General features: G+C 67.9%; 14 protein-coding genes. 4 read left to right on the forward strand and 10 right to left on the reverse strand.

Going from position 1 to position 17,542, the window contains the following annotated elements; genetic code table 11:
- Positions 1-25 precede the first annotated feature (25 nt).
- The 7 genes from ABE424_RS18755 to gap all read right to left on the reverse strand — a co-directional run bounded on the left by ABE424_RS18755 (position 26) and on the right by gap (position 10,162).
- Positions 26-1,030 carry a class I fructose-bisphosphate aldolase gene (locus ABE424_RS18755; RefSeq protein ID WP_121039354.1) on the reverse strand — a complete coding sequence of 335 codons (1,005 nt, stop codon included), beginning with the start codon at positions 1,028-1,030 and terminating at the stop codon, positions 26-28.
- Between the two features lie 246 nt (positions 1,031-1,276).
- Entirely contained in the window at positions 1,277-2,743 is a 1,467-nt protein-coding gene (gene pyk, locus ABE424_RS18760) for a pyruvate kinase (protein ID WP_346491688.1), read from the reverse strand.
- 213 nt (positions 2,744-2,956) lie between these two features.
- Positions 2,957-3,598 carry an HAD hydrolase-like protein gene (locus ABE424_RS18765; protein ID WP_346491687.1) on the reverse strand — a complete coding sequence of 214 codons (642 nt, stop codon included), beginning with the start codon at positions 3,596-3,598 and terminating at the stop codon, positions 2,957-2,959.
- A complete protein-coding gene (locus tag ABE424_RS18770; protein ID WP_346491686.1) occupies positions 3,595-4,770 on the reverse strand; it encodes a phosphoglycerate kinase in 1,176 nt (391 codons plus the stop codon). The genes ABE424_RS18765 and ABE424_RS18770 overlap by 4 nt, the downstream gene beginning before the upstream one ends.
- A 161-nt stretch (positions 4,771-4,931) precedes the next feature.
- Positions 4,932-6,299: a DUF3999 domain-containing protein gene (locus tag ABE424_RS18775; RefSeq protein ID WP_346491685.1), complete on the reverse strand. Its 1,368-nt coding sequence runs from the start codon at positions 6,297-6,299 to the stop codon at positions 4,932-4,934.
- Positions 6,296-8,980 carry a DUF2339 domain-containing protein gene (locus ABE424_RS18780; protein ID WP_346491684.1) on the reverse strand — a complete coding sequence of 895 codons (2,685 nt, stop codon included), beginning with the start codon at positions 8,978-8,980 and terminating at the stop codon, positions 6,296-6,298. The genes ABE424_RS18775 and ABE424_RS18780 overlap by 4 nt, the downstream gene beginning before the upstream one ends.
- Before the next feature lie 180 nt (positions 8,981-9,160).
- Positions 9,161-10,162, reverse strand: a complete 1,002-nt coding sequence (gap, locus tag ABE424_RS18785) for a type I glyceraldehyde-3-phosphate dehydrogenase (RefSeq protein WP_121039371.1) — start codon at positions 10,160-10,162, stop codon at positions 9,161-9,163.
- Between the two features lie 200 nt (positions 10,163-10,362).
- Between gap and ABE424_RS18790 the strand changes: the two genes are divergently transcribed.
- The 3 genes from ABE424_RS18790 to ABE424_RS18800 all read left to right on the forward strand — a co-directional run bounded on the left by ABE424_RS18790 (position 10,363) and on the right by ABE424_RS18800 (position 13,173).
- Positions 10,363-10,992: an OmpW family outer membrane protein gene (locus tag ABE424_RS18790; protein WP_346491683.1), complete on the forward strand. Its 630-nt coding sequence runs from the start codon at positions 10,363-10,365 to the stop codon at positions 10,990-10,992.
- Between the two features lie 548 nt (positions 10,993-11,540).
- Entirely contained in the window at positions 11,541-12,356 is an 816-nt protein-coding gene (locus tag ABE424_RS18795; protein ID WP_346491682.1) for a S1/P1 nuclease, read from the forward strand.
- A gap of 10 nt (positions 12,357-12,366) precedes the next feature.
- On the forward strand, positions 12,367-13,173 hold the full coding sequence (locus ABE424_RS18800; protein ID WP_346491681.1) for an MBL fold metallo-hydrolase: 807 nt from the start codon (positions 12,367-12,369) through the stop codon (positions 13,171-13,173).
- A gap of 52 nt (positions 13,174-13,225) precedes the next feature.
- Here ABE424_RS18800 and ABE424_RS18805 read toward each other — a convergent pair whose 3' ends face one another.
- From ABE424_RS18805 to ABE424_RS18815, 3 genes are read right to left on the reverse strand one after another with little or no spacing between them, the layout of a single operon-like run.
- The gene (locus tag ABE424_RS18805) at positions 13,226-13,795 is read right to left on the reverse strand and encodes a hypothetical protein (protein ID WP_346491680.1); all 570 of its coding nucleotides are present in this window, start codon (positions 13,793-13,795) and stop codon (positions 13,226-13,228) included.
- Positions 13,792-14,997, reverse strand: coding sequence for a TonB family protein (locus tag ABE424_RS18810; RefSeq protein WP_346491679.1), 1,206 nt, complete (start codon positions 14,995-14,997; stop codon positions 13,792-13,794). Before ABE424_RS18810 ends, ABE424_RS18805 begins: the two co-directional genes overlap by 4 nt.
- Positions 14,990-15,355 (reverse strand): BlaI/MecI/CopY family transcriptional regulator, encoded by a 366-nt coding sequence (locus ABE424_RS18815; RefSeq protein WP_346491678.1) that lies wholly within the window; start codon positions 15,353-15,355, stop codon positions 14,990-14,992. The genes ABE424_RS18810 and ABE424_RS18815 overlap by 8 nt, the downstream gene beginning before the upstream one ends.
- A 214-nt stretch (positions 15,356-15,569) precedes the next feature.
- On the opposite strand from ABE424_RS18815, the gene ABE424_RS18820 reads away from it, so the two are divergent.
- Complete coding sequence (locus ABE424_RS18820; protein WP_346479234.1) at positions 15,570-17,522, forward strand: acetyl-CoA hydrolase/transferase C-terminal domain-containing protein; 1,953 nt, start codon at positions 15,570-15,572, stop codon at positions 17,520-17,522.
- Positions 17,523-17,542 lie beyond the last annotated feature (20 nt).

The following is a 17,542-nucleotide window of genomic DNA, read 5'->3' on the forward strand; positions in this document are numbered from 1 at the left end:
TTCGTTGAGGGCGGTCAGGCGTGAATCAGCCGTTCCACTTGCCCAGGGCGGCCTGGCCGTTTTCCTTGGCGCGATCGAAGATCGTCTGCTGCGCCTTGGCAACGTTGGCCTTGGTGTCCTTGGCCCACAGCTTCAGCGCGGCCTGCTGCATGGCGCGGCCGTAGGAGAAGCTCAGCGGCCACGGCAGGTTGCCCATCTGGTTCATGGCGTTCAGATGCGCGGTGGACTGCTCATCGCTCTGGCCACCGGACAGGAACACCACGCCCGGCAGGATCGCCGGCACGGTGCTCTTGAGGCACATCACGGTCGACTCGGCCACTTCCTCGACGTCGGCCTGCTCTTCGCAGCCCTTGCCGGAGATGACCATCGAGGCCTTGAGGATGGTGCCTTCCAGCAGCACGTTCTGCTGGTACAGCGCATCGAACAGCGAACGCAGGGTGGCTTCGGTGACTTCGTAGCAGGTCTCGATGTCGTGGTCGCCGTCCATGATCACTTCCGGCTCGACCATCGGCACCAGGCCGCATTCCTGGCACAGCGCCGCGTAACGGGCCAGCGCGTGGGCGTTGGACTCGATGCAGGTGCCCGACGGGATGCTTTCACCGATGTTGATGACCGCACGCCACTTGGCGAAGCGCGCGCCCAGCTTGTAGTACTCCTGCAGGCGCTCGCGCAGGCCGTCCAGGCCTTCGGTGACCAGCTCGCCCGGGCAGCCGGCCAGGGCATGTGCGCCCTTGTCGACCTTGATGCCCGGAATGATGCCCTGGGCCGCCATGTACTTGGCGAACGGGACGCCGTCCTTGGTGGACTGACGGATGGTCTCGTCGTACAGGATCGCGCCGGAAATGTGCTCGTTCAGCTTGGGCGTGGTGAGCAGCAGTTCGCGGTAGGCGCGACGGTTCTCCTCGGTGTTCTCCAGGCCGACGCTGGCGAAGCGCTTGCCGATGGTGCCGGTGGATTCGTCGATCGCGATGATGCCCTTGCCCGGGGCGACCATGGCCTGTGCGGTTTCAGCCAGCTGTTCGATGCTCATGTACTTCCTGTGGCGGGTGCGGGAAAACGCCAATTATAGACCCCGCCTCCCGTGAACTGGCCGTCCACGGAATCTGGAAACGATTCCATCTGAAAACGGCCCCAGACGATCGAATGTGTCTGGGGGAAAGCCCCCTGAGTGAGGGGGCGGCCGCGAAGCGGCGGGGGTCTGGGAGGTGGCAAGAAGGGACCCACGGTTTGCCGCGCAAACCGTGGGGCGACAGCGCGTATGCGATGACGCGTACCCTTAGAGCTCGCCCAAGCCGCTCGCACGGCCGTCTTCGCCCACTTCCAGCAGGCGCAGCGTGTTGGTGGCGCCATGGGTTTCCATGTGCTCACCGCTGGTAAAGACGACACGGTCGCCGCCCTGCAGCTGGTTCGCTTCAAACAGCAAACGGATGCTGCCGCGCGCGGCTTCGCGCGGGGTCAGGCCACGGCTGTCGAAGTTGATCGGGAACACATCGCGCATCAGCGCCATCTGGCGGCGCGCGCCGTCATGGCGGGTCACCGCGAACACCGGGGCCGAGGCACGGAAGCGCGACAGGTACCGCGCGGTGCCACCGGATTCGGTCATCGCCACGATCGCGCGCACGCCCACGTGCTGGGACAGGAACATGGTGGCCATGGCGATCGCCTGGTCGGCGCGCTCCAGGTTGCGCGGCGAGGCACCGAAATCGGTCTCGGTCTGGAACTGACGTTCAGCACCGAGGCAGATGCGTGCCATCGCTTCGACCGCCTTGACCGGGTACATGCCGGCGGCGGTTTCGGCCGACAGCATCACTGCGTCGGTACCGTCGATGACCGAGTTGGCCACGTCCAGCACTTCGGCGCGGGTCGGGATCGGGCTTTCGACCATCGACTGCAGCATCTGGGTGGCGGTGATCACCACTTTGTTCTGCGCCAGCGAGGCCTTGATGATCTTCTTCTGCAGGCCCGGCAGTTCGGCATCGCCGATTTCCACGCCCAGATCGCCACGCGCGACCATGACCACGTCACTGGCGTCGACGATCTCTTCGAGGTTGTCGATCGCTTCGGTGCGCTCGATCTTGGAGACCAGCGCGGCGTAGCAGCCGTGCGACTCGGCGATCTCGCGCGCGTCGTGCATGTCCTGCGCATTGCGGCAGAACGAGACGGCGATGAAATCCACGCCGATCTTGGCCACGATGCCGATCAGTTCTTTGTCGCGCTCGGTCAGCGCGCCCAGCGACAGGCCGCCGCCCTGCTTGTTCAGGCCCTTGCGGTCGGACAGCACGCCGTCGTTGAGCACGGTGTTGATGATGCGCTCCCCCTGCACTTCGGTGACCTGCAGCTGCATCAGGCCATCGTCGAGCAGCAGGATGTCACCCGCCACCACGTCCTGCGGCAGGCCGAGGTAGCTCACGCCCACCTGGGTGGTGTCGCCGGCCGGTGCGTTCGGCGAGGCGACCAGGTCGAAGCGGTCACCCGCCTTGAGCTTGATCTTGCCTTCGGCGAAACGCTCGATGCGGATCTTCGGGCCCGGCAGATCGGCCAGGATGCCCACTTCCACGCCCACGCGGGCAGCGGCGGCACGCACGTCGGCGGCGCGCTTGGCCTGGCCGGACGGGTCACCGTGGCTGAAGTTGAGGCGAACCACGTTCACGCCGGCGCGGAAGAGATCCTCCAGCACGCCCGGCGGGTCGGTCGCCGGTCCGAGGGTGGCAAGGATCTTGGTGCGACGCTGACGCTCAATCATGGTTAATGGGCTCCCGTTAAAGGAGTGAAATTAGCACACCCATCACGTCCCATGAATACGATTACACCGCTGGCACGCTTGGGTTTCGCTGTTGTCCTGCAGACAGCCCGAGACGGGCGGGCGGACAGTCGTTTGACCGCCCGGCGGCCAGCGCCAATCGCGGCGGGCCTTTGCGCGGGACATGCGGCGGCGTACGGATCGCCGCCGCGGCCCTCAATCGATCAGGGTTAGCAGGTCGTCCGGTGCCTGCGCGAGGTGCCCGGCCCCGGCTGCCGTGAGCTCCTCGGCACCGCCGAAGCCCCACAACACCCCGATATTGCGCAGACCGTGATGGCGCGCGCCTTCGATATCCATGCGCCGGTCGCCGATCATCCAGCACTGCGCCGGGGTCAACGACAGCCGGTGCAGCGCCTCGGCGACCAGCTGCGGCTTCTCGCTGCGGCTGCCATCCGGGGTGGCCCCGATCACGTCCTCGAAGCAGTCGCCGAACGGCAGGTGCTCGACGATGCGCCGCGCATGCGGCTCGTTCTTGGCGGTGACGATCGCGAGCCGATGGCCGCGATCCTTGAAGGCCTGCACGACCTGGCCGATCCGCGGATAGACCTCATGCTCGCGCCAGCCGACCACGTCGAAGCGTTCGCGGTAATACGTCACCGCCTGCTCGACCTGGGCCGGATCGTTGAACAACGGCGCGAAGCTGGTACGCAGCGACGGGCCGATCCAGCGCCGCAGTTCGGCCTGCGGCGGGACCGGCTGGCCCATCTGCGTGAGCGCATGCGCCACGCACTGGGTGATCCCGACGGCCGAATCGATCAGCGTGCCGTCGAGATCGAAGAACAGGACATCGCGGCTCACGCGCCGCGGGCCTCCAGCGCGGCGACGGCCGGCAGGGTCTTGCCTTCCAGGAACTCCAGGAACGCGCCGCCACCGGTGGAGATGTAGCTCACCTCGCCCGCGATGTCGTACTTGTCGACCGCGGCCAGGGTATCGCCGCCGCCGGCGATCGAGAACGCCGGCGAGGCGGCGATGGCACGGGCCAGGGCTTCGGTGCCATGGCTGAAGGCCTCGAATTCGAACACGCCGACCGGGCCGTTCCAGACCACGGTGCCGGCCTTGGCGATCAGGCCGGCGTAGTGCTGCGCGGTGTCCGGGCCGATGTCCAGGATCAGGTCATCCTCGGCCACGTCGGCAACGGCCTTCACCGTGGCTTCGGCGTCCGGCAGGAACTGCCTGGCCACGACCACGTCGGTCGGCAGCGGGATGTCGGCGCCGCGCGCCTTGGCATCGGCGACGATCTTCTTCGCGGTGTCCAGCAGGTCCGGCTCGTACAGCGACTTGCCGACCGAGTAACCGGCGGCCGCGATGAAGGTGTTGGCGATGCCACCGCCGACGATCAGCTGGTCGACCTTGCCGACCAGGCTGGAGAGCAGTTCGAGCTTGGTGCTGACCTTGCTGCCGGCCACGATCGCCAGCAGCGGCTGGGCCGGGGCGAGCAGCGCCTTGGCCAGCGCGTCCAGCTCGGCCATCAGCAGCGGGCCACCGGCGGCCACCGGGGCGAAGCGGATCACGCCGTGGGTGGAGGCTTGTGCACGGTGCGCGGTGCCGAAGGCATCCATCACGAACACATCGCAGAGCGCGGCGTACTTCTTCGCCAGCGCTTCATCGTCCTTGCCTTCGCCGACATTCATGCGGCAGTTTTCCAGCAAGACGATCGAACCCGGCGCGACGGTCACGCCGTCGACCCAATCGCGCACCAGCGGCACCTCGACACCGAGCAGCTGCGACAGACGCAGCGCCACCGGCGCCAGCGATTCGGCCTCGCTCCACACGCCTTCCTTCGGACGTCCGAGATGCGAGGTCACCATCACGGCGGCGCCCTTCTCCAGCGCCAGCTTCAGCGTCGGCAGCGACGCGGTGATGCGCTGCTCGGAGGTGATCTGGCCGTTGTCGATCGGCACGTTCAGATCCTGGCGGATCAGCACGCGCTTGCCGGAGAGATCGAGGTCGGTCATGCGAACGATGGACATAAGCAACTCTTTGGCTCTGAAGAAGGAAGGGCGCCGCACGGCGCAGACCGTCATTGTCCCGGCTGGCGCGGTGCATCGCAAATTCATGACAGGGGCGGAGGTAGGCGGCGACCGTTGGTCGTCGCGCGCTTTTTAACGGGGACGGAGGTAGTTAAGCGCGCTTAACTACCTCCGTCCCTATTTGGTTGACGCAGCAGGCTGACTGCGAAGCCGCCGACGATCAGCACGCCGATCACCAGCAGCGCCCACAGCAGCCACTGCTTCCAGTCGCGCTGCGGCACCACCGCAGCATCGCCGGCGAGTACCTGCGGTTCGCCCTGCATGCTCGCCTGCGCCGGCTGCCACTGCGCGCCATGCTGTTCGCGCAGCTGCGCGATCACCGTAGCGACCGGCGCATCCTGGCGCTCCGCGCGTACGCTGCCGGCGGCTACCGTGTAGGGCGGCTCGCCCTGGCTGAGGAACACCAGCGCTTCAGACTGGTAACCGAGCTTGAGCGTCGGCGCCGGCATCGACTGCGGCTGGCCGGCCACGAGCTTCCAGTAGCGGTCGCGCGTGCTGCGCGCCAGCGGCTGGGTCTGCGATTGGCGGCGGTCGGCGGCGTCCTGCAGCTGATAGGCCACCCATGGGCCGGCCCGCACCTGCCACGGCTGGTCGGCATCGTCGCGGCTCAGCAGCGTCCACTGCACCACGCTGTTGTCCGCCGTCGCGATATCGGCCTGCGCGATCGGGAAGCGCCCATCAAGCTGATACTCGAACTCGCCGGGCTTGCCGGCGGCACCGGTCAACGACTGCCAGCGCCAGGCGATCGCCTGCGCAGTCGGCGCCAGCTCGGCCTGCACCGTGGACAGCGCCGGCAAGGCATCGGCACCGATCGGCAGGATGCGGAAATACCGGGCCTGGCGCGCGATCTCGATGCGGCGCTGCTGCAGGCGGCGGCCTTCGTGCTGCAGGTCGACCAGTGGCACGTCATCGGCAATGCTCAACCAGTCGCGCAGGTCGTTGCTCATCTCCACGCGCACGCGCGCCTGCAGGGGCGCCTGCGTCTGCCAGTCCAGGCGCAGCGCCTGCACGCCGGTCTCCAGCGCGCTGGCGTCGATCAGCCAGCCCGCGGGTTGTCCGGCCGCCCCGCCCCGCCCCAGCCGCGCCTCGACCCGGCGCACGCTGCCGTCGGTGTTGCGCTCGGTGAGCAGCTGCAGGTCATCGCCGGAGGTGCCGGCCATCGGCGGCAGCGGGAACCAGGACAGCGTCTGCCACTGCGGTGCCTGCGCCAGCGGCTGGTCGGCGGCCAACAACGCCGACGGCAGTGCCTGGCCCTGCGCGTTGAACACCTGCACGTCGGCCAGACGTGGCGACACCGCGGTGCGGTACACGCCCTCGTCGAGGGTCAACCGGTACGCACCCGCCTGCGGCTGCGCGAGCTGCAGCGGCCATTGCTGGCGATAGGCCTGGCGGCCATCGGCGGCCTGGGCCTGGGCCAGCGCCGGAAGCGCCAGCGCGGCAAGGAGGATCAGCGGGCGAAAGGTCTTCAAGACTGCGGCTCCACGGCGGGGTCCGGCGCGCGCGGCGGCGCCGGTGCCAGATAGCCCACGACCGTGCACAGCAGGCCGTAGGCGATGAAAGAAGAAATCCCGAGCAGGTTGCCCAGATGCTGGCGATCGATCAGCACCAGCTTGGCCAGCACCACGCCCATCAGCACCGCACCTACCAGCCACAGGACGCGTTGCCCGCGGCGCGAGCCCCACACCCAGCTGATCACGCCGAGCACGCTCCACACCACGGTCAGGCTGGTCTGGGCCAGCGTCGAGGACCACAGGCGCTCGTTCCACGGCACCCCGCCCCAGTGATGCACGGCATGCAGGGTGATGCTGGTCAGCGCGACGAAACCGGCAATCGCAAGCACCGGGATGCGGATCGCGCGAAGGCCCTCCGGCGCCTGTCCGGACCACAGCCAGCGCGCGGCGAGCACCAGCACTGCCAGCTGCACCAGTTCCACCGGGTTGAGCAGCGGCAACCACGGCAGCGGAGCAGCGCCGGCCGGCACCAGCAGCAGGCCCGCCCAGCTCACGCCGAGCACGGCGAACAAGGTGCATTGCAACGCGCCGCGCATGCGATCGAAGCGTTCGCCCAGCGGCACCGTCAGCCACGGCCAGCGCAGCAGCGCCACGGCGGTGACCAGCAGCCACGGCAGCAGCATCAACGCCAGGCCCCAGCCCTGTGCCAGCGCGAAACGGTCGGCCAACCACAGGCAGGCCAGCGACACCACGGACGGCCACAGCAGCCACCACAGGAACTGCGCCGCCAGCGACGTGCGGTCGTCACCCGCACGCAGGCACCACAGGCTGCGCACGCCCAGCAGCGCGAACACCGCCCAGGCCAGTGCGCCGTAGCCGGCGAACGGTTGATCGTGCACATCGGCCTGCCACAGCGCCAACGGGAACGCGGCCAGCACCATCGCCAGCGTGGTCAGCACCAGCGCGCGCGCCGGCCAGCGACGATGCATCTCGGCGGCCAGCCAACCGGTCACCGCTGCGCCGATCAGCAGCGCATCGGGTTCGTTGCGGTGGGCGACGAAGCGCAGGATCTCGTGGCTGACGCTGCCCAGCCACCACAGCAGCCCCCAGAGGTAGTAGACGATGGCCGGCGCATCCTGCTGCGCACGGCGATAGCTGAAGGCCGCGGCGAACCCGGCCAGTGCCAGCAGCAGGCCGCTCATGAAGGTGGGGTTGGCGATCGCCGTGGCATCGAGATGCCAGTAGTCCGCGCCGACCACGAAGCCGAACGCGGCGCCCAGGGTCAACAGCGCACCGGTGATCTGCGGCAGCCAGCGCTGCTGGCGCAGCCCCAGCCAGGCCAGCGCCGCCCCTTCCAGCGCGAACACGCTGGCGGTGGCCCGTGCGGACAGCGCCAGCGGCACCGCCAACGTGGCGAAGCCTACCGCGAGTACCGCATGCGACTGGCCCAGCGCGGCATAGCGCTCGCGCTTGATCAGCACCCACGCAAACCCCGCATACAACGCGGCCAGTGCCAGCGAGCACAACGCCAGCAGCAGGCGGTCGTCATGCAGCAGGCCAGCCTGCAGCGAGAACGCGATCAGCGGCGTGCCGAACACCAGGCTGCCATCGATCAGGTCGCGCTTTTCCGCGCTCTGCCGACGCGCATAGAGGATCGGAATCAGCAGGTAGAAGGCGAAGAACAGCAGCAGGAACGGCTCGGTGCTGGCGAACTTGTCCGCGCTGTACTGGAGCACGCCCCAGGCCGTGCCGATGCCGAAGGTGAAGGCGAAACCGAGCAGGTTCAGCGCGCGCCACGGACGCCACCAGGCAATCGCCAGGATCGCCGCATTGAGCACGGCGTAATACGAGAACAGCGCGACATGGTTGCCGCTGCCGGTGGACAGCCAGATCGGCGCCATGAAGCCGGCCAGGATGCCGAGCACGGCCAGCGTGCGCGAGTTCTGCACGACCGCCAGCACGCCCATGCCGGCGATCAGCAGCACGCTGAGCGCGAAGGCCGGCGCGGCGGGGATCAGGTCGTAGCGCTTGAACGCGGCGAAAATGGTCAGCAGCAGGACGCCGATCGCCCCGCCCTGCAGCGCCAGCGCGAACAGGCGCCGGGTATCGCGCTGCACCCAGCCGAACACCAGCCCGGCCAGCGCCGCCACCGCGATGGCGGCCAGGCGCAGCTCGATCGGGGCGTTCAACCAGCCCTGGTCGCTGGCGTACTTGAGCAGCGCGGCCACACCGGCCAGCAGTACCAGCATGCCGATCTTGACCGGCACGTTGCCCTCGGTGAACCACTGCTTGATGGTGCCGACGATGCGTTCGCCGATGCCCGGGCCCTGCGGTTCAACCGGCACCGCCGGCGGCGCGGGCCTGGGTGGAATCGGCGCCGAGGACGGCAGCGGCGGCGGCATGGCTCCCGCCGCTGCGGGTGCAGCCACGGTGTCTGCCGTCTCGACGGGCCTGTCGACCCCGGGCTGCATGGCGAAGTCCAGCGGCGCGGCCACGGTGTCGACGGATTCAATATCCGTCCAGCGCAGCGGCCGTTCGGGTTCGGCTGGCGCCGGCGCGGCGTCCCAGGCGGACCCAGCCGCGCGGTGTTCCAGCGCGGCCACGCGGCGGCGCAGGCCCGCGATCATCACCAGGGCCACGATCAGCATCAGCGGGATCGCCAGCAGTACCAGCACCAGCAGGACAATCAGAGCTTCCATTCCAGGCCATCCTCAAGAGGGTCGCCACGGCTGCGCCGGACAGGCGCAGTGCCGGCGGCACGCGGGCCATGCTAATGGATCGGCGGTACGCGCGGGATCACGGGCGTGAATGGTCCGCCTGAAACGACAGACCCCGGCACGGGGCCGGGGTCTGTGGAATGACGCAGGGGCAGCGCTGGCTTACGCCGCGACGACCTTGACCATTTCCAGGCACTTGTTGGAGTAGCCCCATTCGTTGTCGTACCACGACACCAGCTTGACGAAGGTGCTGTCCAGCGCGATGCCGGCGTCGGCGTCGAACACCGAGGTGTGGGTCTCGCCGCGGAAGTCGGTCGCCACGACCTTGTCTTCGGTGTAGCCCAGGATGCCCTTCAGCGCGCCTTCGCTCTGTGCCTTCACTTCAGCGCAGATTTCGGCGTAGGTGGCTTCCTTCTCCAGCTCGACGGTCAGATCGACCACCGACACGTCCGAGGTCGGCACGCGGAAGCTCATGCCGGTCAGCTTCTTGTTCAATTCCGGGATCACCACGCCGACGGCCTTGGCCGCACCGGTCGAGGACGGAATGATGTTTTCCAGGATGCCACGGCCACCGCGCCAGTCCTTGTTGGACGGGCCATCGACGGTCTTCTGGGTCGCGGTCGCGGCGTGCACGGTGGTCATCAGGCCACGCTTGATGCCCCACTTGTCGTTGATGACCTTGGCCAGCGGGGCCAGGCAGTTGGTGGTGCACGAGGCGTTCGAGACGATCGCCTGGCCGGCGTAGGTCTTGTCGTTCACGCCGAACACGAACATCGGGGTGTCGTCCTTCGACGGCGCCGACAGGATCACCTTCTTGGCGCCCGCATCGATGTGCTTCTGCGCGGTTTCCTTGGTCAGGAACAGGCCGGTGGATTCGATGACGACGTCCACGCCGACTTCGTCCCACTTCAGGTTGGCCGGATCGCGTTCCTGGGTCAGACGGATCTTCTTGCCGTTGACCAGCAGGTCGTTGCCGGAGACTTCCACGTCGGCCTTGAAGCGGCCATGCACGGAGTCGTACTTCAGCATGTACGCCAGGTAGTCCGGCTCCAGCAGATCGTTGATGGCGACGATTTCGATGTCATTGCCGAAGTTCAGCACGGCCGAACGCAGCACGTTGCGCCCGATGCGACCGAAACCGTTGATGCCAACCTTGATTGCCATGTTCACAAGCTCCTGCAGCCGCGACGGTGCGGCGCCGATGGAAAGGGGTGTTCATTCTAGCAGGGCCGGAACCGGCCCGGCCCGTGGAAGACGAATGGGAACCGGTTACAACGGTAAATACCCGGATTGATCCGGATCAAGGCGCACTGCGGCGCGGGCGGGAAAACTGGCGCCATTCCAACCCGCCACGAGACCGTCTCATGCGCAAGACCTCCCCCCTCCTGCTCTCCAGCCTGGCCGCCGCCCTGGCGCTGGCCGCCGCCCCCGCCATGGCCCAGTCCAAGGGCGACTGGACGATCGGTGCCGGCGTGCACCAGGTCGCCCCGAAGTCCAACAACGGCTCGCTGGCCGGCGGCACGCTGAAGGTCGACGTCGACAACGACATCAAGCCGACCATCACCGGTGAGTACTTCATCGCCGACAACCTGGGCATCGAGCTCCTGGCCGCGTTGCCGTTCAAGCACGACATCAACATCGCCGGCCTCGGCAACGTGGGCAGCACCAAGCACCTGCCGCCGGTGGTGTCGCTGCAGTACCACTTCAACAGCACGGGCAAGGTGTCCCCGTTCCTGGGCGCCGGCATCAACTACACCACCTTCTTCAGCGAGAAGACCGGCGGCGCGCTGGCCGGCAGCACGCTGAAGATGGAAGACTCCTGGGGCCTGGCCGCCCACGCCGGCGTGGACTTCGCGATCAACGACAAGGGCTCGCTGCGCGTGGATGTGCGCTGGATGGACATCGACAGCAAGGTCAAGCTCAACGGCGAGAAGATCGGTACCGTCAACATCGACCCGCTCGCCTACGGCGTGTCGTACGTGTTCAAGTTCTGATCGGCGGGTCAGAACCCAACAAGGCAACACCCTCGCAGCAAGACAGCTTCCCCGGCTTCGGCCGGGGTTTTTTTTCTCTTCTTCCGTCCACGTGGCGGGCGTGGCCAGTGTTGTGATCACGGCGGCAGGTGCGTCGGGCGCTGGGGCGCGTATCCAGACCACGGGTTCCCCATACACGCGCCGTTGCGCCCGTGCTCCTTCCGAACACCGCACGCCGAGCCACGTAGCGGCCGGCAGGCGCCTGGGCAAAATCAAGGAGGAGGCCGGCGCCACCAGGCGGCGGCCGGGGGACATTTGCCGAGGGGCCTGTCGGTCGCTACGGGGCGTGACACTCGCGGCAACCCAAGTGGAGACGCAGCCTGGCCTCCGAGCGAGCTGGCCGACACTAGCCTGCGGCCAGCAGGTGCCGCGCTGCGGCCTGCGCATGCAGCGTTGTCGTATCGAACACCCGCACTGTCACATCCTGCGCGCCGACCAAGCTGACCCGCGCTGCAGCCGGCCAGATCGTGGCAAGCCGGCACGGCGGTCGGCCCGCTAGAATGCCGCGGATGAAAATGCCTTCCCTGCTTCCGGCCACCGCCCTCGCGCTGGCCCTCACCCTTTTTTCCACCGATGCCCTGGCCTGGGGCGCGCAAGGCCACCGGCTGGTGGCGCGGATCGCCGAAACCCGGCTGACCCCGCAGACCCAGGCCGAAGTCGACCGCCTGCTCGCCGCCGAGCCGGACCCGACCCTGCACGCCATCGCCCCGTGGGCCGATCAGCTGCGTGCCAAGGACCCGGGGCTGGGCAAGCGCTCGGCCGGCTGGCACTACGTCAACATCGGCGAAGACGATTGCCACTATCAGGTGCAGAAGCACTGCAGGAACGGCAACTGCGTGGTCGAGGCGCTGAAGGCGCAGACCGCGATCCTCGGCGACCGCAGCAGGTCCGACGCCGAGCGCGCGCAGGCGCTGAAGTTCGTGGTGCATTTCGCCGGCGACATCCACCAGCCGATGCATGCCGGCTACGGCCACGACAAGGGCGGCAACGATTTCCAGGTGCAGTTCAACAACCGCGGTACCAACCTGCACTCACTGTGGGACAGCGGCATGCTGAACGAGCAGGCGCTGGATGACGACCAGTACCTCAAGCGCCTGCTCGCCCTGCCCAAACCCACGCTGGGCAAGCGTTCGAACATCGATGTCGATGCCGTGCAGTGGGCCGAAGCCAGCTGCAGGATCGCCATTGCACCTGGCGTTTACCCGGACAAGCGTACGCTGGCGCCGAGCTATGCAGCGACCTATCGCCCGGTCGCCGAGCGCGAGCTGCGCCTGGCCGGTGAACGCCTGGCGGTGCTGCTCAACGACACCCTGGGCAAGCGCTGAGGTCAGTACCATGTCATTGCACGTCGCCAGTTTCTTCCACCCGGACAGCCATACCTTCAGCTACGTGGTGCATGACCCGGCGACGTTGCAGGCGGCGGTGATCGACCCCGTGCTGGACTACGACCCGGACACCGATGCACTCGGCGCCGGGCCGCTGCAGCCGTTGCTTGCGCATGTGCGCGGGCACGGCCTGCAGGTGCGCTGGCTGCTGGATACCCATGCCCACGCCGACCATGTCAGTGCCGGGCGCTGGCTGAAATCCCAGTGGCCGGACGCGACGCTGGCGATGGGCCAGGGCATCGTGCAGGTGCAGCGCACCTTCGCACCGCGTTACGCGCTCGATGTACCCACCGACGGCTCGCAGTTCGATCATCTGTTTGCCGATGGCGAGCGCTTCACGCTCGGGGATATCGCCGCCGAGGTGATCGCGGTGCCGGGACACACCAGTGACAGCGTCGCGTATCGGATCGGCGATGCGCTGTTCACTGGCGACTCGCTGTTCATGCCCGACGGCGGCACCGCCCGCTGCGACTTCCCGGGCGGTGACGCGGGACAGCTGTATCGTTCGATCCAGCGGCTGCTGGCATTGCCGGACGCGACGCGTGTGTTCATCTGTCACGACTACGGCCCCGGTGGCCGCGGGGTCGCCAACGAGACCACCATCGGCGCGCAGCGCGCGCACAACATCCACCTGCATGACGGCATCAGCGAGGCCGAGTTCGTTGCCACCCGCCAGGCGCGTGATGCCACCCTGCCCGAGCCGAAACTGATGCAGCCCTCGGTAAAAGCCAACATCCAGGGCGGCCCGCCGAGGTAATGCCGGCCGCTGGCCGGCTCCCCTGCAACGTGCGGCCCGCCCCTCGTTCTGCTCAGCGCCCCTGCCCGCGCACCACGTGCTGCCCTTTCACGATCTCGAACGTGAAGCCATACAGCAGACTCACCGGCACCGGTTCAATGCGCTCGGCGCCCTCGCAGTTACCCCGATCCGTCGGCACGCGCTGCGGAGGGAAATGACAGACGGCCGCGGGGACAAAGCGCCACATCGCCACCGCTTCCTGGGCAGCCTGCATGAGGGGCGCGTTTTCCGGCGCATTGCCGGCGGCACAGTCGCTGCGATCGATCACTGGCAGACTGCGTTCGACCTTGCCTTCCGCATCGATCACCAGCTGCAGGCACACCGTCGTCGGTGCCAGCGCGCGGCGCGGATCGCGATCACCGACAGCCGGGTCCGGCCCCGCATTGAGCTGCGGCATCCGGTAGCCTTCGGTCGGCCCCAGCTGATACGTCTCCACCTTTCCGCTCCCCTGAGCGCCGACGTTCGGATCCAGACGCTGGTGATCCACGTTCTCGGCACGCGTGTCCACCGTGGTCGACGAGGGGTGACTGGCACAGCCGGCCACCAGCATCGCCAGGACCACGGCCAGCGGCCCCCGCTTCACAGCGTCGGGTCCGACGCATCGAGTTCGAATGTCATCGGAATCTTCAACGCCGAGGCAACGGCTTGTCCATTCCGGCGCGCCGGTTCGAACGTCCATTGCTTGGCCGCAGCGATCGAGGCCTGGTCGAACACGCCGGCCGGGGTCGAACTGAGTACCCGGACATCGCCAGGCTTGCCAGCCGCGTCGACCTCCACGCGCAACATCACGCTGCCGGAAATGCCCTGATCGAACGCGGCCTTGGGATACGTCGGTGGCGTCAGGTCACGGGCCTGCGCGCGCCCATCGCTCGTTGCCGCTTTGGCCGGCGCCGGCTCGGCACCCGCGCCGCCCTGGCTGGCCCAGGCCACCGTGCAGAGCCCGACACACAGCCCGACCACCAGCACCTGCCCGGTCATCCACGGCAATGCCTTCCGCTTGTGTTCCTTCAACATGGCAATACGCTCCTTCAACATCGGTTGGCTGCGCCAGTGGCAGGCCATCGGTGCAACCGGGTGGACCAACTGCGCCTTGAGCAGCGCGTTGGCGTAGAGCCGGCGCAGGGCCGGATGCGGATCGACCGTGCGCGCGTCGCAGGCCAGTTCCTGGTCACGCAGGAAGCGGCGCGCCGCCCACGGCAGCAAGGGGTGGAACCAGAACACGCAGCGCAGCAGGGCCAGCGCGGCGTTTGCCCAGGGATCGCCATGACGGCGATGGCTGTGTTCATGACGCAGGATCAGGTCCTGCTCGGCCGGGCTGAAATGCTGCTCGAAGTCGGGGCCGACCACGATCCGCGGGCGCCACAGGCCGACCAGCGCCGGCAGGCCCGGGTCGCCACTGGCCTGCCAGCTGCCATCCATGCGCGGCTGGAGCTCGCCCAGTGCATGTTCGAAGCGGCGCTGCGCGCGCCAGCTGAAGCAGGCCACCGCTACCGCGCCCAGCAACCACACCGTCAACAGCAGCAGCGGCCACTGCGAGGCGTCGGTGGGCACGGCCGGCGCGCGCAGGGCCGAGACCATGGCCATGACCGGGTCCGTTTCAGTCATCGGCAGCCGCGGCAGTGGCAGGTACGGCGCGACCAGCATCAACGGCAGCAACCACCAGCTGCGGTAGGCCAGCGCTGCGCCTCCGAGGCGAAGCAGCAGGGGCCTGGCCGCGGCCAGCACCAGCGTCGCCACCGACAGCCACACGCTGGCCTGCAGCAGTCCATCAAGCAGGTCAGTCATGGCCCAGCTCCCGGATCAACTGCTTCAGCTCGGCGATGTCCTGCGCGCTGAGCTCCCCGCGCTGGCTGAAATGCGCCACCAGCGGCGCGACGCGGCCGGCGAAGACGCGGTCCAGAAATCCCTCGCTCTGCTCGGCCACCCAGGCCTGGCGCTGCAGCACCGGCGAGTACAGATAGCGACGCCCGTCGCGGCTGGCGCTGACCGCGCCCTTGGTCAGCAGCCGGTTGAGCAGGGTCTTGATGGTGGGCTCGGCCCAGTCGCGGCTGGCCAGCGCGGTCACCACCTCGTCAGCGCCCAGCGGATGGCTGCGCCACAGCACCTCCATCACCACGGCTTCGGCCTCACTGATCTGGCTCATCATTTACATCCGTAATCGACAACTCGATTACGCCCGTAATCAAGCCGGGTGTCAACCCTTCGACAGCCGGTTCATGCAGCCGCTGCCAGCCTCGGCGCATGCCCCACGGAGCCCTCGATGAGACGCTGCCGAACATTCGATGAAGTCTCGCGTCGCCATCTGTTCAAACCGGAAATGCTGTAATGACCCGCATGATTTCGCAGGATAGCGCCGCATGACCGAACACCTGACCGACCTGGACGCCGCCGTCGACTGGCTGCTGCAGCGGGTCGATGGCCCCCTGCGCATCGGCGCGCCGCTCGCCTTGGGCAAGCCGCACCGGCTGCTCAACGCGCTGTATGCCCGTGTTGAAAACGATGCCTCGCGGCCGCTGCAGTTGTACACCGCGCTGTCGCTGAATCCGCCGCGCGGCGGTGCGGGGCTGGAAGCACGCTTCATGAAACCGTTCGCCGAGCGCCACTTCGGGGAGGATTTCCCGCGGCTGGCCTACGCCGATGCGATGGTGCGCGACCAGCTGCCGGCGCATGTGCAGGTGGAAGAGTTCTACATGCAGTCGGGCGCGCTGCTCGGCTCATCGCAGGCACAGCGCAGCTACACCAGCCTGAACTACACGCACGCCGCCGATGCGGTGGCACAGCGCGCGCCGCACGCGATCGTGCAGAAAGTGGCGATGCGCGCGAATGATCGGCGCCTGTCGCTGTCATGCAACAACGACATCACCCAGGACACGCTGGATGCGATGGTCGCGCGCGGGTTGCCCCGCCCGTTGATGATCGCCGAGATCGATCCGCAACTGCCCTACCTGGCGGGCTCGGCCACGGTCGACGTGTCGTTCTTCGATCTGGTGATCACGCCACCGGGGCCGTATCCGGCGCTGTTCGGCCTGCCGCGCCAGCCGGTCAGCGATGCCGACTACGCGATCGGCCTGTACGCCAGCACGCTGGTGCGCGATGGCGGCACGCTGCAGATCGGCATCGGTACGCTGGCCGATGCGCTCAGCCATGCACTGGTACTGCGGCATACCGACAACGCCCGCTACCGGCAGATCCTGCAGGCGCTGGATCCCGGCCTGGCCAGCCACCCGACCGTGCTGGAATGCGGTGGCCTGGAGCCGTTCGAGATCGGCCTGTACGGCTGCAGCGAAATGCTCAACGAGGGCTTCCGCCGGCTGGTCCAGACCGGCGTGATCCGGCGCAAGGTGCACGACGATCTGGCGCTGCTGCAGCGGATCGAGAACGGCACCGCGTGGACCACCGATTACGCCACGCTCGAGGCCGAGGGCGAGTACCTGCACGGCGCGTTCTACCTGGGCTCGCCGGAGTTCTACCAGTGGCTGCGCGACCTGCCCGATGACGAGCGCAGCGCGATCGGCATGCGCCGGATCAGCGAGATCAACCAGCTCTACGGCGGCGATGAAACGCTGGAGCGGATGCAGCGCCGCGATGCGCGTTTCTTCAACTCCTGCATGATGGCCACCGCGCTCGGCGCCGCCGTCTCCGATGCACTGGAAGACGGCCGCGTGGTCTCCGGCGTGGGCGGCCAGTACAACTTCGTGGCGATGGCGCATGCCCTGCCCGGCGCGCGCAGTGCGTTGATCTTCCGCGCCACCCGCGAGGACAAGGGCACGCTGCAGTCCAACGTGCGCTGGAACTATGGACACACCACGATCCCGCGGCACCTGCGCGATCTCTACATCAACGAGTACGGCATCGCCGACCTGCGCAACATGACCGACGAGGACTGCGTGATCGCCATGGCGGCGATCACCGATGCACAGTTCCAGGCCGCGTTGCTGGATACGGCGAAGGCCTCGAAGAAGCTGGCGACCGGTTTCACGCCGTCCGCCGATGGGCAGCGCAACACGGCCGCGGCGGTCAGTGCGTCGCTGGCGCCGTTCCGCCAGTCCGGGCTGCTGCCCGACTATCCGCTGGGCAGCGATTTCACCGAGGTCGAGCAACATCTGGTCAAGGCGCTGGGCTGGCTGAAGCAGAACACGCAGACGCCGATGGCGAAGCTGCGCACGGTGCTGGCCGCGGTGGCCCAACCTGCCGGCGATGGCGATCAGGCCTATCTGCAGCGGATGGGGCTGGAGGCGCCGACGACGTTCGGCGAACGCATCGAGGCGCGGCTGGTGCGGTTGGGATTGGCGCGCACCGCAGCCGGGTGATGTGGATCCACGCCGTGGAT

The organism is Stenotrophomonas sp. TWI1149, assembly GCF_039673155.1.
Taxonomy (GTDB): domain Bacteria; phylum Pseudomonadota; class Gammaproteobacteria; order Xanthomonadales; family Xanthomonadaceae; genus Stenotrophomonas; species Stenotrophomonas maltophilia_AA.